Origin of the sequence: Bacillus cereus group sp. N21 (assembly GCF_016483395.1) — a bacterium.
Classification (GTDB): Bacteria; Bacillota; Bacilli; order Bacillales; family Bacillaceae_G; genus Bacillus_A; species Bacillus_A pseudomycoides.
The window spans coordinates 1-20,491 of the sequence record NZ_JAEHBX010000050.1 but is presented as its reverse complement, the minus strand read 5'-3'; the positions used below and the strand labels follow the sequence as shown (position 1 = coordinate 20,491).

The following is a 20,491-nucleotide window of genomic DNA, read 5'->3' as shown; positions in this document are numbered from 1 at the left end:
AGCTCCTTTTTCGTTATTATAGTCTCGAATGAGAATGCTGATAAGCAGAACGACGTACAGCGTAATATATGCGAGGTGAGATGATAGCACCGATAATTGTAAAGATCATATCTTTAACCGCGAACCACATCATAATTGTCCAAGCCGCTTTGTAACTCATATTTCCGCCCATCCAGAAGTTTACAGCTGCATACATATAAGTAGTACCAATGATATAGGTTAAAATAATTCCTGTAAAAGACGCGATTGCAAAGGTACTGAATTGTGGTTTTTCTCTTTGTTCTACTAGTTTTCCTGATACGTAAGCAACGATAATGAATGCGATAATAAAACCACCAGTAGGATCTAAAAGTGCGCCAAATCCAGCTTTGAACTGCGCGAAAATTGGTGCTCCTGCAATACCAACAAGCATATAAACAGTCATAGATAAGGCCCCAAGTCTACTTCCAAGAAGAAGACCTGCTAAAATTGCGAAAAATGGTTGCATGGAAAGTGGAATACCAGCCACTTGTAAAAACGGTGCCCAGGATACGATATTCGCACCAATCGCCATGAGCGCAACAAACATGGCAGCTAGTGCTAAATCTAAAGCACGTAATTGTCTCATATTGTTAACCTCCAGTTGTTATTTGGTTAACAATATAGTAGCGAATCCATTTATCCGTTGTCAATTAAAATGTTTTGGTAGTTAGGCTTTAGTGCTTCTCTAAGTAAAGTGTATGGAATGCGAAATTGTGGAATACCGCTTGAGTAAGGAGCTATTTCATATAATGAGAAATAGATGACAAGATGATCGGGTTCCAAATAATAGTTAAATTTCTTTGTACTCATGACTTTTTCAGTTGCATCTGGAAAATAGATACTTTCATTTTGCTTAATTTGTCTAACGATTTCTGTGCGGATGATATCTTGATACGTACTGTCTTTTTGAAATAAGTCGTCCAAATTAAGTAATCTTTTTTCATTTAAATCAAATGTATTCGCCTTCCATGTATATAGTCCGTGTGCTCCGCCTGTATACTGATAATAATTTACATAGAGACTGAGTAAGGGAGATTTTTGCAATGTTACTTTATAGTCAACATTTGCAACATATGGATGAAAAGGAGCATTTGATTCCTGAGCCTCTGTATAATATTTTTTTGCTTCTTTCGCTAATGTTGTTTTAAAACGATCAGTAGTTGTTTTATAGTATGTATTCAACTTTTTTTGAAATTTTGTATCGTAAAAATTACTAAAATAAGGTCTGCTAATTTGATATTCAAGATAAGGTTTCTTACCTTTTTGTGTGACAGGCTTAATATCGATTGTCAGGTTAGAAGGGTGGGCTGCATTCGTATAATTTGGTACAATAATGAGCAAGGAGACTAAGAGTAATAGAATATAGAATTTGTTTTTCATGTAGATAGAACCTCCTTATATAAGTGCTATAGGTAGTTTGAAAATAAATAGGGAAAATTATACATTTTTAAACAAGAAAAAGGAGGAAGTAGTATGTCGAAAACATTAATGGATGCACTTGGGATTGAGCTGTTAGAAATGACAGAAGAAAAAGTAGTAGCAACTATGCCAGTAGATGGACGCACACATCAACCATTTGGTTTTTTACATGGTGGCGCATCAGTTGCATTAGCAGAAACTGTAGCAAGCGTAGGCTCCTATAATTTAATTGATCAAGAAAAGTGTATTTGTTTTGGTCTTGAAATAAATGCGAATCATATTCGCTCGAAACGCGATGGAATCGTAACAGCAATCGGTACGCCGATTCATAAAGGACAAACAACAATGGTTTGGGATGTGCGCATCATTGATGAAAATGATGATTTACTTTGCATTTCAAGATGTACAGTTGCAATTAAAGAGAAGCGTGAGCAATAAAAGAGGCTGCCTAGAGGCAGCCTTTCTATCATTAGAACTGGATTTTCTTCTCTAAGAAGCCTTTTAGTTCGCTAATTGGCATACGAACTTGCTCCATTGTGTCACGGTCACGTACTGTAACTGCTTTGTCTTCAACTGAGTCGAAGTCATAAGTGATACAGAATGGTGTACCGATTTCGTCTTGACGACGGTAACGTTTACCGATAGAACCAGTTTCGTCAAAGTCTACCACGAAGTCTTTTGCTAGTTCTGCGAACACTTCCCCAGCGCCTTCAGATAGCTTTTTAGATAGTGGTAAGATTGCTGCTTTGTAGGGTGCTAAAGCAGGGTGGAAACGAAGAACTGTACGAGAGTCGTTTTCTAATTGTTCCTCTTCGTATGCATCACATAAGAATGCTAATGTTACGCGGTCTGCGCCAAGAGATGGCTCGATGCAGTATGGTACGTAACGTTCGTTCGTTTGTGGATCGATATAGTTAAAGTCCTCGTTAGAATGTTCCATGTGACGTTTTAAGTCGAAGTCTGTACGAGATGCAACGCCCCAAAGTTCGCCCCAGCCGAATGGGAATTTAAATTCGATATCTGTTGTTGCGTTACTGTAGTGAGATAACTCTTCCTCACCGTGGTCACGAAGACGCATGCTTTCTTCGTGCATACCAAGTGATAGTAACCAGTTTTTACAAGTGTTACGCCAGAATGTGAACCACTCTAAATCTTCACCAGGTTTACAGAAGAATTCAAGCTCCATTTGTTCGAATTCACGTGTACGGAATGTGAAGTTACCAGGTGTAATTTCGTTACGGAAACTTTTACCGATTTGGCCAATACCAAATGGAAGTTTTTTACGCATAGAGCGTTGTACGTTTTTGAAGTTTACGAAAATACCTTGTGCTGTTTCAGGGCGAAGGAAGATTTCGTTTGTGCTAGATTCTGTAACACCTTGGAATGTTTTAAACATTAAGTTGAACTGACGGATTTCAGTGAAGTCTTCGCTACCGCAATCTGGGCATTTTACTTCATGTTCTTTCATTAATCCAGCCATTTGATCGAAAGTAAGACCATCAACGATCATTTCGATGCCTTTTGCATCTAAAGCATCTTCAATTAATTTATCAGCACGGTGACGCGCTTTACATTTTTTACAGTCAATCATTGGATCGTTAAAGTTACCAACATGCCCAGAAGCTACCCAAGTTTTTGGGTTCATTAAAATCGCTGCGTCTAAACCAACGTTGTATGGAGATTCTTGAATGAATTTTTTCCACCAAGCTTTTTTAACGTTATTTTTTAATTCGATACCAAGTGGACCGTAATCCCAAGTGTTTGCAAGACCACCATAAATTTCAGAACCAGGGAAAACAAAACCGCGATGCTTCGCTAAGTTTACAACTTGTTCCATTGAATACATAATAAAATCCTCCTTTTAAAAGTTAACGTATTGGCGATGACTGGATGTACTTGTTGAATGGCAATTTCTCGAGCAAGCCGCTTGCGCCTTGAAATACAAAAAAGCTCGTCTCTAGGCATTTTTGCCTAGGGACGAGCTTGTATACCCGCGGTTCCACCCTAGTTGATGTGTGCGTAAACACACATCCACTTTATCACGTATTGCTCGAGACTGCCGTTTCCTTGCTTTTTCAGGCTTTCACTATCCCTGAATCGCTTTTTGTGCAAGTACTTATAAGTCTGTCATCGCTACTATATTTTATAATAATGACCATATTCTATCATGTTCCTTTTTAAATCACAATAGAGGAACGATTGTATCTGTATAAATACAAATTAAAAAAAGGATAGAAAACCTTTCTTTTTTAGATGGGAGAGAGCGTCCACCCATGGCTAGAAGCGATCAGTGACTTTTTTAGCCCCATGCCAAGTGAAAACAAAAGGAGAAAATGAGACCATCGTTTCTTTTGTTTTCATGGCAGGGGCTGATATGTTGGAAAATCAAGATGGATATATATGATAGAGTTTCGCCTATTTTACTATTCTTTATCATTTTAACCGAGAAGACCCCCTCCTCTAAATGAAGTGAAGGTGGGGGTAGTTCAATCTGAAGAGGTGCTCATAGTAGAGCGAATATGTTTAATTGCTTCACGTTTGCTTAGAGGAGCAAGTTCATGATTTTGAACATATTCCCATACAACATCTGGGCTTGTTTTTGCGTATTCACGAAGTACCCAGCCGATTGCTTTTTGGGTGAAAAATTCTTTTGAAGATTTGAGTTGTCCAATGATTGAGAAGAGAAGTTTTTCATCCATTTGTTCTTTATATTTTAGTTGAAATAAGATTGCGGAGCGCTGTAACCATATATTTTCTGAAGCAATCCATTTCGGGATGTATGTTTGAATGGCTTCTGGATGTTTCAAAAAAATGCTTCCTAGGGAAGTAGGAACAATGCCATCAACGGAATCCCACCATGATTTCGTTATAATGAGTTCTTCTAAGAACGGGATGTGAGTTTTATCGAGATGCTTTTTATATTTCTGTAATAGATCGAGAGCGGCGGCTTGGAATTCGCGTTCTGGTAAATCCCAAAGTCCACGGATGACGGTTTGAAAGTCCTCTTTGTCTGGAAGTTTATTTACTTGTATGACTTCACGTAATAGCTTTCTTCTTTCCGGTGTTTGAATACCGAGAAATGGGAAATGATTTTTCATATAACGAGCCATTGGTTCTGCTTTTTCAGGATTTTGATGTGCGATAAACTGTTGCTGTAAGGCTTTTACAAATGGGTGCATAAAATTGTTCTCCTTTCATGGTCTTTGTTCATATTATATAAAGAAGTGATATGAAATGGATATAAGAAATCCGATGAGAGTAGAAAGGAGAGGGAGCGATGGAAGATCAAAGTATATTAGCGGGTTTTTTTGCTCTTAGTTTTGTTGCTATTGTTATTATTTTAATCTGGGCATTTATTGCGTATTTGTTAACTGCATTTGCACTCTATACAATGGCAAAAAATGATGGTGCTGAAGATGGCATTCTTGCTTTTATTCCATTTTTAAATAGTAAAGTATGGGGGGATTTGGCAAGGGAGAAGTTACCTGACTTTTTGAAAGAAGGGGCTGGATGGAAAGTATTCGGTATATACGTTGCTTGTTTTATTTTGAACTTCATTCCAATCATAAGCCTTTTAGCAAGTGTTGTAGTACTTGTTCTGTCGATTTACTTAGTATACGCCATTTTGGAGCGTTATGGTACGAACGCAATATTATTTACAGTCATCCATGTGATAACATGTTCTATTTTTCTTCCGATTCACTTGTTTTTGATTCGAAATGAGCCAACGAAATATTAGGATTTATTATGAATAATCATGTTGCATATTGTCGAACGGTCGATATGTTGTTTCGAACCGCCGATATATGATGGAAAATAGAAAGGGAAAAGGCTATCGCATCTAGCGATAGCCTTTTTTGGATAGTGATTCTAAGCGAGCCACTTCCGCTTTTTATGAAATCCAGCTCCAGTGGCTAGAATGTTCGGTGGCTTCGCTTCTTCACATTCTAAGCGAACCACTCCCGCTTTTTATACCTACATTAAGTAACGCAGATAAATATAAATGTGAGAAACAATTAATGAAACAATCATAATTGGGAAACCGACTTTTAGGAAGTCCACGTAGCTAAATCGATGTCCTTCACGGCTTGCGATTCCAGCAACGATTACGTTAGCGGAAGCACCGATTAATGTTCCGTTTCCACCTAGACAGGCTCCTAATGCTAATGACCACCATAATACATCGATTTGTGCATCAGAAGGTGATAGACCAAGACCGACTGCCATATCGTTAATAAGTGGAATCATTGTTGCAACGAACGGAATGTTATCGATTGTTGCTGAAGCAATGCCGGATACCCATAAAATAAGGATGGATGCGTAAGAAATATCTCCGCCTGTTAAACCGATTACTTTTTGGGCTAACATTTTGATAAGTCCGATATCAATAAGTCCACCAACGAGTACGAATAGACCAGCAAAGAAGAAAATTGTAATCCACTCTACGTGAGCGAATACTTCTTCAATTTCATGCTCTTTTACACCGATTAGCATAAGTACAGTAGCACCTGTTAATGCGATTACTGCGGCGTCAATGTGGAAAATAGAATGAGTCATAAAACCGAGGATTGTAAGTCCAAGTACAGTTAAAGATTTTTTCATTAGTACAGCATCTTTAATGTATTGTTTTTCGTCTAAGCTCATTAGTTTTTTAATTTGTATAGGGTCAGCAATTAACTGCTTGCGGTACATAAAGTAAATCATTATCGCGGTAACAGCGATAATAATTAGTACGATTGGGGCTAAGTTGAATAAGAAAGCATTAAAATCTAAATGCTTGTTTGCAGAACCAATCATAATGTTTGGTGGGTCACCAATTAATGTTGCAGTTCCCCCAATATTTGAAAAAATAATTTCGGAAAGTAAATATGGAACAGGATTTACTTGTAAAATGCGCGTAATAGATAAAGTAACCGGAACAACAAGAAGTACAGTTGTTACGTTATCTAGAAATGCGGAACCAAGCGCGGTAAGCAAAGAAAGAGAAATTAAGATTTTAATTGGATTTCCTTGTGCTTGTTTAGCGGCTTTAATTGCAACATATTGGAATACGCCTGATTTACTTGTGATGTTTACTAATATCATCATACCGATCAGTAGCGTGATGGTTCCCCATTCAATATGTTTTGTAAAAGCGTTGTGCAAGTCGACGACACCAAAGATGACCATAAGTGCTGCACCGAGAAGTGCGATAACAGCACGGTTAATTTTTTCTGAAATGATAATGGCATATGTAATTAGAAAGACTGCGATTGCAAAGTAATATTGCCAGTTAGCGATTTCTTGCGTTGTTTCGTGCAAAAATTCCATCTCCTTTCGGGTAACTTTTCTTAGTGTGTCATAAATTTCTGGAAGAAACACACTTAAAGCCATTATAAAGTAGAAAAATGTCGGATGTAAATGAAAGGGTTTGTTTTGTCATATTTTCTGTACAAATGAATTTTTCTTCTTTTTAAAAATATTTGTGGTTATTTGACATATACATAAGATACATCAATCTGAATGTATCTTATGTAATAGCATTCGAGCCTGTTCGTGTAGGAGTACAAAGTAGACAGAATGATAAGGAAGGGATCGTATGGATGGACAACAATTTTTATTTTTGGATTTTGAGTTCACGATGCCTCAAAATAGGAAGAAACCAAAGGGTTTTTTTCCAGAAATTATTGAGGTAGGACTCGTATCAGTTGTTGATTGTGTAGTGGAAGATACGTATTCATCGTATGTACGACCGGAAACTTTTTCATGCTTAACAGAGCGGTGTAAAAAATTTTTAGGAATTAATCAGGAAGCGGTAGACGGAGGAATTTCTTTTTTGGAACTTGTCGAGAAACTTGTACAATATGAAAAACGTTGTCAAACAACAATTGTAACGTGGGGTAATATGGATATGAAAGTATTGAAGCATAATTGTGAGGCCATAGGTGCCGAGTTTCCTTTTTCGGGGCAATGCCGAGATTTATCACTCGAGTATAAACGTTTCTTTGGCGAACGGAATCAAACTGGATTATGGAAAGCGATTGAAGCGTACGGGAAAGTAGGAACAGGAAAGCATCATTGCGCGCTTGATGATGCGATAACGACCTATAATATTTTTAAACTGGTTGAAAAGGATAAAGAATATTTAGTAAAACCATCTCCCCCGACTTTAGGTGAACTCATCGATTTTTCAAAGGTGTTAAAGAAAGTGAGTACACAATAGCGACCAAATTACAAACTGTGTAATTTGGTCGTTTTGTTTTTTTACAGCTTGTAATCTTGTTTTAACTGCTGGAGTGTCTGCAAACTACGCCTCGCAAACGGACCATCATCTGCTGAGAATTCATTCATTTGTGCTTCTAGTGCGGATTGTAAGGATTCTTTATAATCCGGAATATCGCCCTCGTATTTTTTCACCATTTGCTGCGGGATATTTGTTTGCTCCCTGAATGCTAAAGCGCGTCTTTCATGGAAAAATGGAACATCCGCTTGTTTTACATTATGTAAATCACCTTGCGTCGGATGTTTTAAAACAGCTAACACTTTCACAACGTAACTTCCAGGACGGCTGTTTGTAATTTCACCGATATACTTTCCTGTTTTATAGATACCAGTAACGATATCACCAATTTGGAATGTTTCGTTCATATTTTTCACCTCAATTTTATAGTAAGGAAAGTGGGGAATAGAGTCAAAGAAATCATTTGCTGGAGAATGATTTTGAGAAGTTAGGTGTGCTTGTGATCAGAGAAATGTTATAATTCGAAATGATATAACAGAAAATTCTGAGGAATCGAAAGGATGAAGGTATGTATCGTTTGCTTCGATGAATTCACAGGTATAGATGTATTTTTGCCGTGGGATTTACTGAATAGAGTAAACTCGATTGGAAGAATAAAAAATTGGGACGTTAAACTTGTAGGGGGGGAGTGATCTTCATGATGCCTTTATATTTTCCAGAAGATAAAACAGAATATATTATTCCAGGGATTGTTTGTGTTTTATTTATAATCGGTGCGATTGCAACATGGCGCATGTTTATTCGCGTATCAAAGAGAGAGGCGGAACGTTTGGAGAAAGTGGAGCGAAAGCTGTTAGCGGAAAAGAAACACTAATTCGTTTTTGTATGTTTCCCTCTATGCTCGGACAATCTAAGGGCAGAATGTATTCTGGAGGGAATTGTGATGAAAAAGCAGCTTTTATTCGGGTGTTGTTTGCTGTTTCTTATGGCAGGTTGTGATAAAGGAAATCCGAAAGAAATCGATGTGAAATTATATAATGCTTCTGGTGATAAAGTTGGAACAGCAAAAGTGAAGCAGCAAACAAGTGGTGTGAAAATATCCATTAAGGCAGAAGGATTTTCGCCAGGTGTACATGGATTACATATTCATGAAATTGGAGAGTGTAAAGCACCACGTTTTATATCAGCTGGTAATCATTTTAATTTAGAGAAGAAAAAGAAACATGGACTTATGAATCCAAAAGGTGCAGAGAATGGTGATTTGCCGAATGTTATTGCGGATGATACAGGAAAGATTAAGGCGGAGATTGAAGCGCCTAATGTATCACTTCAAGAAGGGAAAACGACGTTGCATCGAAAAGATGGTGCGTCTATCATTATTACGGAAAAGCCTGATGATGGTATGACGCAACCTGCTGGAAATTCAGGGAATCGAATTGCTTGTGGCGTCATTGTAGAAAAGGCAGCCGCTAAGAAAAAGTAGAAGCTACCTTTGAAAGGGTAGCTTTTTTCAGTTAATTATGAAAATGCACACTTAAGTCTATGTAGTATTTCTTCAAGTTGTCTTCTTGAACAGCCGATGTTAATCCGAATATGTTGTTCTCCACCTGCTCCGTATTTTTCACCTGGTTCAACGATAATTTTCCCGTTTTCTTCAAGCTGTTTTGTTCGTTCTTTTTGAGATAGGTCAAGGCGAGAACAGTCGACCCATAGTAAAAAAGTACCTTCTGATTGAATAACGGAAAGGGTAGGGATATGCTGCTTGATAAATTCACAAGCAAATCGGGCATTTTCTTCTATATATAAACGCATTTCTGCTAGCCAATCGTTACACTCTGTATAGGCGCTTTGCATTGCTACATAAGCAAATGTATTTAACCCATGAAAGCCTTGACGCTGTTGCACAGCTGTAAAGGCATTTCGAAGTTTTTTGTCAGGAATAATAATAATAGATGCCTGTAAGCCTGCGATATTAAATGTTTTACTTGGCGCCATGCAAGTGATTGTACGCGCTGCTAATTGTTTTGACAATGAAGCAAATGGCGTGTGTGTATGACCTGAGAAAATAAGGTCTGCATGAATTTCATCTGAGATAACGGTTACATTATATTGTTCACATAGCGTGCCGAGTTTTGTAAGCTCGTCTTTTGTCCAAACGCGACCAACCGGGTTGTGTGGACTACAAAGAAACATAAGTTTTACACCTTGCTGAAACTGTGTTTCCAAATGTTCAAAATCCATTGTGTATGTGCCGCCCTGTAAAAGTAATGGACTTTCCCATACATGACGGTTATTTTTTGTTACCATGTCAAAGAATGGGGGATAAATAGGTGGTTGTACAAGTACGGCATCATTTTCAGTTGTGAAAGCCTGTACACTAGTGCTAAGAGCAGGAACGATACCTGAACTAAATACAATCCATTCTTCTTTTATATCCCAATTGTATGCACTTTTTGTCCAACGACAAATAATATCTGTTATTTCTTCAGGTGGCATTGTATATCCGAAAATAGGATGCCCAAGGCGTTTTTGCAGTGCAGATTGAATTGGCTCTGGAATAGGGAAATCCATATCTGCAATCCATGCGTGTAACAATTCTTCATTCTTATATGTATCCCACTTTACACTATGTGTTCCCCGGCGGTTTACAGTTTTATGAAATTGCTGCATCTTTTTTGCTCCCTTCTACTTGAATCTATAATTTTGTGAAAGTTCCTCCCTTCTTCTAGAATAGCTGATGTGATACGATAAAGAAAAGAGTGAAAAATAGGAAAAGGCGGGAAGTAGATGGGCGCATATGAAAAGATGGTGGAAATGGTGAAGAATTGGGATCCTTTTCAAATGGGACCGGAATTTTATGAAACAGAAGCAAGCGATGTTGTGTACGTGGTAAGTGCGTTTGACGATCCGAAATATATTGCAAAAAAAATACAGCATATTTATTTTATGTCGTTTGAAGAAGTACCAGCTATTGAAAAATGCGAGAAATTAGCACAGGAATTACTCGTATTAAAAGAAGGCGGAAGTTGTTCATTGTAGGCTGTCGGAAGTTCCGACAGCTTTTTTAGTAGGAAGTTTATCCCGCATTAACTGGCAGTAGCACTCCCACCTCAAAATTCAGCGAAAGCAAAGAAATTAGATCGGGGATGAAGACCTCCCACTGAATAAAGTTTCACTTTATATCGTACCTTGTAGAATGGTTGATATGTTGTGTCGAAGCGCCGATATATTTTAAAAAGCGCTGATGTGTATATGAATACTATTGTGCTGAAAATGCTATGATTTCTTCATATACATGCTCTGGCTTTTCCTCTGGTAGCAAGTGTCCTGTATTTTCGTATGAAATAAATGTAGAGTTTGGCAAGTCTTTGTGTAGCCGGTGCCCGACATGAACGGGAACAACGCGGTCTTTTTCACCCCAAATGAGTAAGGTTGGGGTCTCGATCTTTCGTAATTCAGCTGATGATAAATCTCCTTCTCGGTCCCGGATCATTCGCGTTAAAGCAGGGAAAATGCGGTTATCATAAAAGGGAGCAGCGTACCCTTCCATCATTTCATCATCAATTAAAGAGTGGTCATGAACGACATTCATTAAATTATGAACGATGCCTCTTCTTATAATCCAATTTTTTACGTATAAATGAAAGAACGGTAAATAGGAAGAGTAGATGAGCGGAAACTTTGCTCGTGTTAAGTAGCTTGAGCTACATAGTAAGATTGTTTTTGTAATTAAATCAGGACGTATGCGATTGACATAGAGTGAGATTTGTCCGCCCATTGAATGACCGACTAGCACAATGTTTTGGAGTGCTAAGTGTTCCATTAAATCGATAATTATAGTTGCTAAATTATGATAGGAATATATAAATTGGTTGGACTTATCACTTTTTCCGAACGGTGGTAAATCAAGTGCGACAACCGTTCCTTCTTTTGCAAGCAGTGGGATAAGTCGTCGGTAACTAAATGAGGATGAGAGAAAACCGTGAATGAGTACAAAAGTTGGTTTTTCCTCATTACTCTGGTGTTCATACAATTCGTAATGAACAGTAGTGCCGCGAGTGGAAAAAGTGAAGTAGGGATGCTCTAGCTCATGTTTCATTTTCTTTCACTCCATTGATTTTTTTCATATCATCTCCTAGTAGAAAAAGATTTATGTTAACAAAAAAAGGCAAGATGGGGGTCCATCCTACCTTTTTCAGTGCTAAGTGTTATCCTCGTACAATATTAGGCGGTGTTTTTCCTTGTAACCCTGCAACTAAATTTTCTGCAGCGGTCATTGCCATTTGGTGTCTTGTCTTTAATGTCGCAGATCCGATGTGCGGCAGCGTAACGACGTTTGTTAAAGATAATAACGGATTATCTTTTTCGACCGGTTCCTGTGTAAATGTATCGATACCTGCTGCAAAGATTTTCTTTTGTTTCAGTGCGTCGATTAATGCAGGTTCATCAACTGTTTTCCCGCGGGAAGCATTAATGAAAATAGCTGTTTCTTTCATTAATGAAAATTCCTTTTCTCCAATGAGCTGATATGTTTCTTCTGTTAATGGCGTTAAAAGAACAATGAAATCAGATTGCTTTAGTAGTGTGTGTAAATCACAGTACGCGGCATCAAATTTTTGTTCGGCCTCTTCCTTACGACGCCGATTATAATAAAGGACATTCATATCAAATCCCAATTTTGCGCGCTTGGCAACAGCTTCTCCAATTCGCCCCATTCCAATAATCCCAATTGTACTATGATGTACATCCAGTCCGAAGTGCTTTTTTGTAATTTCGGCATTCCAATTACCGTCTTTCACATAAGAATCAAGCTCACATACGCGTCGTCCAGCTGATAGCATAAGAGCGAAAACAAGATCGGCCACTGTATCATCTAATACATATGGAGTATTCGTTCCAATCACGTTTCTGCCCTGCATCGCTTCTAAATCAAAGTTATCATAGCCAACAGAAATGTTGCTCACAACTTTTAAGTGAGGAGCTGCTCGCAATAACTCTTCGTCGATTTTTGTCCCAAAGTTAAGCAAGCCATGTTTATCTTTTATTTTTTCTAATAGAACTTCACGAGGAATCTTTTCACTACTATCCCATTTTTCATATTCACAATGCTCGGAGAGATATGTTTCTACAAATTTTGGAACGCGTTCAGCGATATATACTTTTGGTTTCACGGTTTCCGCCCCTTTCTTTTTCATTTTCACATAATTCTCTAAAAAAATCTTCTTTTCAAACATAAAAAGGTGTCTGTATAATTTAAAAACAAACAAAAGGAAGGATGAAGAATATGGTGACTGAAAAAGAATTAGAATTATTAGCTTGTCTTGAAAAAAGTAGTCGTTTATCCGTAGAAACTTTAGCAAAAATGTTAAATATAAAAGTAGAAGCAGTAAAAGAAATGGTTGAGAAATTAGAAAGAGAAAAAATCATTGTTGATTATGTTACACATATAGATTGGACAAAAGTAAAAGAACATAGCGGTTTAACAGCTATGATTGATGTGAAAGTTACACCGAAGCACGGTGTTGGCTTTGATTCTGTTGCAGAACAAATTTACCGTTATTCAGAAGTGAAATCGGTTTATTTAATGTCAGGGACATACGACCTTTCTATTACGTTGGAAGGAAAAAGTATGAGTGAAGTGGCAAGTTTTGTTTCTGAAAAGTTAGCAACAATTGAATCAGTTGTGTCAACAACAACACATTTTATTTTGAAAAAATATAAACATGAGGGACTTATTTATGACAAAACTGATGATGATAAACGGATTGTGGTGGCACCATGAAGCAGTTTGAACTATCAAGAGCAGCAGAATCTTTACAACCATCCGGTATCCGTAAGTTTTTTGACTTAGCGGCAGGTATGAAAGGTGTTATTTCACTAGGGGTGGGAGAGCCGGATTTTGTTACACCATGGCATGTGAGGCAGGCATGTATTCGTTCGTTAGAAGAAGGATACACAGCATATACTGCGAATGCAGGATTATTGGAGTTACGTCAAGAAATAGCAAAGTATCTTCAAAAGCAATTTCATGTTTCCTATAATGCAGATGAAGAAATTATTGTTACAGTTGGAGCGAGCCAAGCGTTAGATGTTGCGATGCGCGCTATTGTAAATCCTGGCGACGAAGTGATCATCATTGAACCGAGCTTTGTATCATATGGCCCACTTGTTACATTAGCTGGAGGAGTGCCAGTTCCGGTAGCAACTTCATTAGAGGATGCATTTAAAGTACAGTCGGAGCAAATTGAAGCAGCGATTACAACAAAAACAAAAGCAATTTTACTTTGTTCTCCAAATAATCCAACAGGAGCACTTTTAAACAAGTCTGAATTAGAAAAGTTAGCAGTAATCGTTGAAAAGTATAATCTCATTGTACTATCTGATGAAATTTATGCGGAGCTTGTATATGACGAGGCTTATACGAGTTTTGCGAGCATTAAAAATATGCGTGATCATACGATTTTAATTTCAGGATTTTCAAAAGGATTTGCGATGACTGGATGGCGCCTTGGAATGATTGCGGCTCCTGTCCACTTTTCAGAGTTGATGCTGAAAATTCATCAATATTCAATGATGTGCGCACCAACGATGTCACAATTTGCAGCATTAGAAGCGCTTCGTTTTGGAAATGATGAAGTCATTCGAATGAGAGAAAGTTATAAAAAGCGCCGTAATTTTATGACGACATCGTTTAATGAAATGGGCTTAACGTGTCATGTGCCAGGCGGAGCATTCTATGTGTTTCCTTCGATTTCTTCAACAGGATTATCCTCAGCAGAATTTGCGGAACAATTATTGCTAGAAGAAAAAGTTGCAGTTGTACCTGGAAGTGTGTTTGGTGAGAGCGGTGAAGGGTTTATTCGATGTTCATATGCAACTTCGCTTGAACAATTAATGGAAGCCATGAAGCGAATGAAACGATTTGTAGAAAATAAAAAAAGGACAAAACAGAATACGTTTTGTCCATAAAAGGGGGGGAATACTAGAAAGCCATGTGTTAGTATTCTATCCCAATATTTGAAAATTATACTTACTAAAGGAAACTTTTTCATGAATTTTGAATGAAATGGGAGCTAGTGGTATAATTTACTAATATAGAGTGAAGTTTTTCTCAAGTGGGATATTTCTTTCCGCTTGGGAATGAGTCTTCACCAATTGGATATTTATGAGCAGTTACTCACTTTGCGTATACATGCGTTTAAATGTTGAGGTGGGTACTTTTACTGCAACCTGCAAATAGCAGGGAAACTGGTAAACGTATGGGAGTGTTTCATATGTCAGAACAATACACAACAGGAGTGGTTGTAAAAGGGAAAGTAACTGGAATTCAAGATTACGGTGCATTTGTAGCATTGGATCAAGAAACACAAGGACTTGTGCATATATCTGAAATTACAAATGGGTATGTAAAAGATATTCATGATTTTTTAAAGGTTGGAGATATAGTAGAAGTAAAGGTACTTTCAATTGATGAAGAACACAGAAAAATGAGTTTATCGTTAAAAGCAGCAAAGCGTAAGCAAGGAAGAATTATCGTACCAAATCCATCTGATAAAGGATTCAATACGCTTCGCGAGAAGTTAACAGAGTGGATTGAAGAATCACAGTTAACAAAATAAAAGAGAGTCGCTAAATTAGCGATTCTCTTTTATTTTATTATGATATATATTAGCAAATATGATTGCATGCAATCATATTCGTATGTCGGATGGGAAGTGCGAAGTCCGTGCTTCGCTTATTATCGAACTTCGCGTGTTTCTGGGTGTGTTCCGAGATTTTCGGATGGTTTAAATAATAAACCAAGGTTAATCAGCCCAGAAATACCAACGATACCGTAAATGATTCGTGCAAGTGTTGAACTTTGCCCACCGAAGATAGCTGCTACTAAATCAAATTGAAAGAATCCAATTAGTCCCCAGTTGACGGCACCAATTACAGTGAATACTAAAGCAATACGTTGTAAAGTACTCATCTTGAGTAATCCTCCTTAAATTTGAAGCATAAGCAAGCCTTTAGTTTTCGTGAGTAGTAAGAATCCACCTATATGGGGTTGGTGGGTATAAAGCGAAATCCGAAAATGGAAGTGCGCTTTATACAACTTAACTCTCTTATAGAATGACTCTCCTTTGTTGTTTTTATACACAAAAAATATTCATTACAGGATGTATATACATCTATACTTTAAAATGCGAATTTTTATGCGAAAAATGAACTTTTTTTAAAAAATACATATTGGTTACGTTTACAATTCTCCAATTGCTTGATTTACAATCCCAGTTTCGCTAAAGTGAATACAGAAATACATATACATAATTGGAGGGAAAAAAATGAGCACACATGTGACGTTCGATTATTCTAAAGCGTTATCGTTCATCAGTGAACAAGAACTAACTTATTTACGTGATGCAGTAAAAGTATCACACCATGCAATCCATGAAAAAACTGGAGCTGGGAACGATTTCCTTGGGTGGGTAGAGCTTCCGCTTCAATATGATAAAGAAGAATTTGCTCGCATTCAAAAAAGTGCAGAGAAAATTAAAAATGACTCTGACATTTTACTTGTTATAGGTATTGGTGGTTCTTACTTAGGAGCACGTGCAGCAATTGAAATGTTAAACCATTCTTTCTACAATACGCTTTCTAAAGAACAACGCAAAACTCCACAAGTGCTATTTGTTGGACAAAATATTAGCTCCACTTATATGAAAGATTTAATGGATGTATTAGAAGGTAAAGATTTCTCCATTAACGTTATTTCCAAATCAGGTACAACAACAGAACCTGCAATTGCATTCCGTATTTTCCGTAAATTGTTAGAAGAGAAATATGGAAAAGAAGAAGCGCGTAGACGTATTTATGCAACAACTGATAAAGCGCGTGGTGCTTTAAAAACATTAGCTGACGAAGAAGGATACGAAACATTCGTAATTCCAGATGATGTTGGCGGTCGTTTCTCTGTATTAACACCAGTTGGTTTATTACCAATTGCAGTGAGTGGTTTAAATATTGAAGAGATGATGCAAGGTGCAGCTGCCGGACATGATGACTTTGCAAAATCTGAGCTGGAAGAAAACCCTGCTTACCAATATGCAGTTGTACGTAATGCTCTATATAATAAAGGAAAAACGATTGAAATGCTTGTTAACTATGAGCCAGCACTTCAATATTTTGCTGAGTGGTGGAAACAACTATTTGGCGAAAGTGAAGGGAAAGATCAAAAAGGAATTTTCCCATCTTCAGCAAACTTCTCTACTGATTTACATTCATTAGGTCAATACATTCAAGAAGGACGTCGTGACTTATTTGAAACAGTTCTTAAAGTAGGAAAATCTACACATGAACTAAAAATTGAATTAGATGAGAACGATTTAGATGGTCTGAACTACCTTGCTGGTGAAACAGTAGACTTCGTAAACACAAAAGCATACGAAGGTACATTACTAGCTCATAGTGATGGCGGGGTACCAAACTTAATCGTAAACATTCCAGAATTAAATGAATACACATTCGGTTACCTTGTATACTTCTTTGAAAAGGCATGTGCGATGAGCGGTTACCTATTAGGTGTAAATCCATTTGACCAACCAGGTGTAGAAGCATACAAGAAAAACATGTTTGCTCTTCTTGGAAAACCAGGATTCGAAGAATTAAAAGCAGAATTAGAAGAACGTTTGAAGTAAGAAAAGCGGAAGCGGCTTGCTCAGAACCGCAAGGTATTGGAGTTCTCGACGAAGAAGTGTTTTTTACTTCGATCGAGAGAGCGAAATGACCGGAGGCCCTAGCCGCTGTAGCTGGATAAAGAAAAGAGGAAAAAGCTATCGGGATAGTCCCGATAGCTTTTTTTATTGGAAAGATTGGGATGAGACTTGTCAAATGTTACTGAATAGTCGATAAGTTGTGTCGAATCGCCGATATATCGATATTAGAACAAATACGAATCGGGCATGCTAAGGAAAAAGTCTAGGAAGGATGAATAGCTTGATTCCAATTCAATCAAATTTAGAAGGCCATACATATGCCCTTTTTAAATTAGAAGAAGTATTAAAACCGCTTGGTTATAGTATCGGCGGCAATTGGGATTACGACAAAGGATGCTTCGATTATAAAGTAGATGAGGAAGATGGGTATCAATTTTTAAGAGTACCATTTACAGCAGTTGAAGGAGAGCTGGATGTACCAGGAGTAGTTGTTCGCCTTGATACACCGTATCTTCTTTCACATGTATACCAAGACGAACTGGATGATCAGGTAAATACATTAGCAGCTGGAGCAAGTGGGTTAGATCAATTTGCAGAGCCACAAGATGCAGATGGGAATATAAAAAGAAAATATATTGATATTGGAAAGGCATTAGTAAAAGAGTTGGAAAAGCATCTCATTAATGTTTAATTACGATAAATACGTCGCTTTCAATAGTAACGAAGGAATGAATGGGATTGATGTGATATTGTTCATTCCGCTGTACACCTAGCAGTAGGGTGCCTTGTTTTAAAAGGAGGCTACTGCAAGCTTCGAAAGTTTTTCCGCTATAAGATGTAGGAACAGTCATCAGCTGCAATTTACTTTCCGAGATTTCATTATAAAGTGTAAATAATACACCTGAAATAGAAGGGAATAAAAGAGATGCAGTAAAGACGTAGCTTGTTAATTTATTTCCTTCTATAATTTCTGTCGCTCCCGCTCTAGTTGCATTTTGAACTTGTTCAGAAGTGAGGAGTTCAGCGATACAGTGAATATTTGGATTCAGTCCTTTAGCAGTTAAAATGTTTAAAATTGATTGTGTGTCAGCTAAGCTTTCATTTTTTTCTTTATCTGCCGTTATTAAAATCGTATGGGCTGTTTTAATATTTGCTTTTAATAAAGTTTGATCATGGTGTGGACATCCTTTAATAAACTCTAAGTGATGGAAAGGTTTTGGAAGCAAGGAAAGGGTTTCGTCGATGAGTACGATATCAAGGTCTGGTTGTAACACATGCATTTGGCTCACGACTTGTTTTGCACGCTCATTCCAGCCGACAATAATCATATGACCATGACAAGAAGCAGCTTCTTCGCCTTTAATTTTCATATATTGCTTACTAATCATTTCGGTAGCGAATAATACCATATAATAGGAGCAGAAACCTGTGCCTAATAAAATGAGAATCATGCCTGTAAGTTTTCCTGCAGGTGTATGTGGAACGTAATCACCGTAACCGACAGTAAAGGTTGTAACAAGCGCCCACCAGATTCCATCAAACCATGTAGAAAAGTAAGTGGGTTCTAATTTATATATTAGAAAACCAAAAACAGTAATAAGTACAACAATGAAGCTAATTAAGCGGAAAATAATGGAGTCGCGAAATACATCTACATCTACTAGGTTAGCTCGTGATTTCAAACTTATATTCCTCCTCATTTTGTATAGCTACATTGTTACCATTATGAAAAAAAGAAAAACTCTCTGTTTTGTAAGAGAGTTTTTTCAGTAGTTCATAAGGAATACTACATACTTTCAACTTCCGTTTGCTGTACACTTTCTAAATGTTGCAGCGCATAATAGACGTCAGCTGTATGTCTTTTTTGATCGACAGACAATTTTAGTTGTAAAAAGTGTGAACCATTTTCTAATGTTTTGAGTTTCATGTTTTTTACTTTTATGTCCATTGCTTTTATTTCTTCAATAACAATAGGGATATTGTTCATATTGCTTACAACAAGTTTGACAGCGATATCTCGTTGCCGGAGTGACCTAGGACCTAAAACTTTCATTGTTAATGGAATGAGTTCGACGCTAATCATAAGAAAACACATGCCGAAAATTGCTTCAAGATAAAAACCAGCCCCCACAGCGATTCCAATACCGGAAGCTCCCCAAATCATAGCGGCGGTAGTTAAGCCTGCGATACTGTCATTTCCTCTTCTTAAAATAACACCGGCGCCTAAAAAACCAATTCCAGATACAATTTGAGCTGCAAGGCGAAGGGGATCCATGTTGATATGATCTGTATGAGGTAAGTTATAAGCTGATTTAATAGAAACAATCGTGAGGAGACAGCTAATAATTGAAATGACTAAGCACGTTTTTAAACCAAGTGGTTTTCTTTTCAATTCACGTTCTAAACCGATAGCAAATCCTAAAATAGCAGAGAGACCTAACTTGATTAGTAAATCGGTATAGTCCATATGTATATTCCTCCTTGTAAGTTTGTTCGATGTAGTGGTGATGACAATCTATCAATAGAAAGTTCATCTTATAAAGTTGTGAATTGTATCTTTGTAAAGAATATGGATAAGAAGTTATAAACGCGTTGAGACGAATTGAAATGTAGAGAAAAACTGTGTTGATGGAAGATAGGCTGTATGTAAAGAAGAATATTCTATATAAATACAAATTGAAAAACCGACACAAACCTTTTTTAGGCGGGAGAGAGAATCCATCCATGCATAGAAGCGGTCAGCCCCTCTTCCAACCCCATGCCAAGTGAAAGTAAAGAGAGGAACCGAATGCAGGTCACTTCTTGTTCTGTAATAGCAATGATTTATATGTTAGAAAATCAAAATGGATATATATTATATTAATTATATGACGTAAATAGAGAAACTTGGCTATTTTTTATAAAAAGTTTTAAAAGGGTATTGCATTTCATTTTTCTACATGCTATATTAATAACCGTCGCTGATGCGAAACAGCAGAAAGCGAAAAAAGAAATTAAAAAACTTAGTTGACATCGAAAAACGAAGATGTTAACATAAGGAAGTCGCAAATGAGCGGCAAACGAGTTCTTTGAAAACTGAACGAAACAAACAACGTGAAACGTCAATTTTTATTTTAGATGCTAGACAAACTAA

General features: G+C 37.3%; 23 protein-coding genes and 1 pseudogene. 12 read left to right on the top strand and 12 right to left on the bottom strand.

All coding sequences use genetic code 11. The features are described 5' to 3' along the window. Positions 1–16 precede the first annotated feature (16 nt). Entirely contained in the window at positions 17–607 is a 591-nt protein-coding gene (locus tag JDS96_RS22145) for a biotin transporter BioY (protein ID WP_006096375.1), read from the bottom strand. Positions 608–657: 50 nt separating this feature from the next. Continuing rightward, positions 658–1,401: a DUF3298 and DUF4163 domain-containing protein gene (locus JDS96_RS22140; RefSeq protein WP_033799196.1), complete on the bottom strand. Its 744-nt coding sequence runs from the start codon at positions 1,399–1,401 to the stop codon at positions 658–660. Positions 1,402–1,494: 93 nt separating this feature from the next. Here JDS96_RS22140 and JDS96_RS22135 point away from each other — a divergent pair, with 93 nt between their 5' ends. Continuing rightward, a complete protein-coding gene (locus JDS96_RS22135) occupies positions 1,495–1,878 on the top strand; it encodes a hotdog fold thioesterase (protein ID WP_003201597.1) in 384 nt (127 codons plus the stop codon). 31 nt (positions 1,879–1,909) lie between these two features. Here JDS96_RS22135 and JDS96_RS22130 read toward each other — a convergent pair whose 3' ends face one another. Together JDS96_RS22130 and JDS96_RS22125 are read right to left on the bottom strand one after the other, a co-directional pair. Further along, the gene (locus JDS96_RS22130) at positions 1,910–3,286 is read right to left on the bottom strand and encodes a glycine--tRNA ligase (RefSeq protein ID WP_006096372.1); all 1,377 of its coding nucleotides are present in this window, start codon (positions 3,284–3,286) and stop codon (positions 1,910–1,912) included. 640 nt (positions 3,287–3,926) lie between these two features. Further along, on the bottom strand, positions 3,927–4,619 hold the full coding sequence (locus JDS96_RS22125; RefSeq protein ID WP_199668047.1) for a DNA alkylation repair protein: 693 nt from the start codon (positions 4,617–4,619) through the stop codon (positions 3,927–3,929). 98 nt (positions 4,620–4,717) lie between these two features. Here JDS96_RS22125 and JDS96_RS22120 point away from each other — a divergent pair, with 98 nt between their 5' ends. Beyond that, entirely contained in the window at positions 4,718–5,179 is a 462-nt protein-coding gene (locus tag JDS96_RS22120) for a hypothetical protein (protein ID WP_003208937.1), read from the top strand. Positions 5,180–5,415: 236 nt separating this feature from the next. On the opposite strand, the gene JDS96_RS22115 is transcribed toward JDS96_RS22120, so the two are convergent. Next, entirely contained in the window at positions 5,416–6,741 is a 1,326-nt protein-coding gene (locus JDS96_RS22115) for an ArsB/NhaD family transporter (RefSeq protein ID WP_033796519.1), read from the bottom strand. A gap of 277 nt (positions 6,742–7,018) precedes the next feature. Between JDS96_RS22115 and kapD the strand changes: the two genes are divergently transcribed. Continuing rightward, complete coding sequence (gene kapD, locus JDS96_RS22110; protein ID WP_003201608.1) at positions 7,019–7,642, top strand: 3'-5' exonuclease KapD; 624 nt, start codon at positions 7,019–7,021, stop codon at positions 7,640–7,642. Between the two features lie 41 nt (positions 7,643–7,683). Here the strand turns inward: kapD and kapB are convergent, their stop codons facing one another. Beyond that, entirely contained in the window at positions 7,684–8,067 is a 384-nt protein-coding gene (gene kapB / locus JDS96_RS22105; protein WP_033796520.1) for a kinase-associated lipoprotein KapB, read from the bottom strand. A 153-nt stretch (positions 8,068–8,220) separates the two neighbouring features. Here kapB and JDS96_RS32335 point away from each other — a divergent pair. The 3 genes and pseudogenes from JDS96_RS32335 to JDS96_RS22095 all read left to right on the top strand — a co-directional run. Continuing rightward, a pseudogene (locus tag JDS96_RS32335) lies at positions 8,221–8,349 on the top strand (ThiJ/PfpI family protein); the annotation flags it as partial. An 8-nt stretch (positions 8,350–8,357) separates the two neighbouring features. Further along, positions 8,358–8,534, top strand: coding sequence for a hypothetical protein (locus JDS96_RS22100; protein ID WP_003201612.1), 177 nt, complete (start codon positions 8,358–8,360; stop codon positions 8,532–8,534). A 69-nt stretch (positions 8,535–8,603) separates the two neighbouring features. Continuing rightward, positions 8,604–9,143, top strand: coding sequence for a superoxide dismutase family protein (locus JDS96_RS22095; protein ID WP_018767499.1), 540 nt, complete (start codon positions 8,604–8,606; stop codon positions 9,141–9,143). 35 nt (positions 9,144–9,178) lie between these two features. Here the strand turns inward: JDS96_RS22095 and JDS96_RS22090 are convergent, their stop codons facing one another. Next, complete coding sequence (locus JDS96_RS22090; RefSeq protein ID WP_199668046.1) at positions 9,179–10,330, bottom strand: MalY/PatB family protein; 1,152 nt, start codon at positions 10,328–10,330, stop codon at positions 9,179–9,181. Positions 10,331–10,447: 117 nt separating this feature from the next. On the opposite strand from JDS96_RS22090, the gene JDS96_RS22085 reads away from it, so the two are divergent. Further along, positions 10,448–10,699, top strand: coding sequence for a DUF1871 family protein (locus tag JDS96_RS22085; protein WP_003201618.1), 252 nt, complete (start codon positions 10,448–10,450; stop codon positions 10,697–10,699). A gap of 220 nt (positions 10,700–10,919) precedes the next feature. Here JDS96_RS22085 and JDS96_RS22080 read toward each other — a convergent pair whose 3' ends face one another. After that, the gene (locus tag JDS96_RS22080) at positions 10,920–11,759 is read right to left on the bottom strand and encodes an alpha/beta fold hydrolase (protein ID WP_003201620.1); all 840 of its coding nucleotides are present in this window, start codon (positions 11,757–11,759) and stop codon (positions 10,920–10,922) included. 109 nt (positions 11,760–11,868) lie between these two features. After that, on the bottom strand, positions 11,869–12,861 hold the full coding sequence (locus JDS96_RS22075; protein WP_033797081.1) for a 2-hydroxyacid dehydrogenase: 993 nt from the start codon (positions 12,859–12,861) through the stop codon (positions 11,869–11,871). A gap of 83 nt (positions 12,862–12,944) precedes the next feature. Here JDS96_RS22075 and JDS96_RS22070 point away from each other — a divergent pair, with 83 nt between their 5' ends. From JDS96_RS22070 to yugI, 3 genes are all read left to right on the top strand, one after another. Beyond that, positions 12,945–13,442: an Lrp/AsnC family transcriptional regulator gene (locus JDS96_RS22070; RefSeq protein WP_003201624.1), complete on the top strand. Its 498-nt coding sequence runs from the start codon at positions 12,945–12,947 to the stop codon at positions 13,440–13,442. Next, a complete protein-coding gene (locus JDS96_RS22065; protein ID WP_018767502.1) occupies positions 13,439–14,629 on the top strand; it encodes an aminotransferase in 1,191 nt (396 codons plus the stop codon). Before JDS96_RS22070 ends, JDS96_RS22065 begins: the two co-directional genes overlap by 4 nt. 305 nt (positions 14,630–14,934) lie before the next feature. Then, positions 14,935–15,279 (top strand): S1 domain-containing post-transcriptional regulator GSP13, encoded by a 345-nt coding sequence (gene yugI / locus JDS96_RS22060; protein ID WP_018767503.1) that lies wholly within the window; start codon positions 14,935–14,937, stop codon positions 15,277–15,279. A gap of 119 nt (positions 15,280–15,398) precedes the next feature. On the opposite strand, the gene JDS96_RS22055 is transcribed toward yugI, so the two are convergent. After that, positions 15,399–15,632, bottom strand: coding sequence for a DUF378 domain-containing protein (locus JDS96_RS22055; protein ID WP_199668045.1), 234 nt, complete (start codon positions 15,630–15,632; stop codon positions 15,399–15,401). 355 nt (positions 15,633–15,987) lie between these two features. Between JDS96_RS22055 and JDS96_RS22050 the strand changes: the two genes are divergently transcribed. After that, the gene (locus tag JDS96_RS22050) at positions 15,988–17,340 is read left to right on the top strand and encodes a glucose-6-phosphate isomerase (protein WP_003201635.1); all 1,353 of its coding nucleotides are present in this window, start codon (positions 15,988–15,990) and stop codon (positions 17,338–17,340) included. Positions 17,341–17,638: 298 nt separating this feature from the next. Continuing rightward, positions 17,639–18,049, top strand: a complete 411-nt coding sequence (locus JDS96_RS22045) for a YugN-like family protein (protein ID WP_018782835.1) — start codon at positions 17,639–17,641, stop codon at positions 18,047–18,049. Here JDS96_RS22045 and JDS96_RS22040 read toward each other — a convergent pair. Together JDS96_RS22040 and JDS96_RS22035 are read right to left on the bottom strand one after the other, a co-directional pair. Next, complete coding sequence (locus tag JDS96_RS22040) at positions 18,039–19,040, bottom strand: potassium channel family protein (RefSeq protein WP_199668044.1); 1,002 nt, start codon at positions 19,038–19,040, stop codon at positions 18,039–18,041. The two genes, JDS96_RS22045 and JDS96_RS22040, sit on opposite strands and share 11 nt — an antisense overlap. Before the next feature lie 104 nt (positions 19,041–19,144). Further along, positions 19,145–19,825 carry an MgtC/SapB family protein gene (locus JDS96_RS22035; protein ID WP_003201638.1) on the bottom strand — a complete coding sequence of 227 codons (681 nt, stop codon included), beginning with the start codon at positions 19,823–19,825 and terminating at the stop codon, positions 19,145–19,147. Positions 19,826–20,491 lie beyond the last annotated feature (666 nt).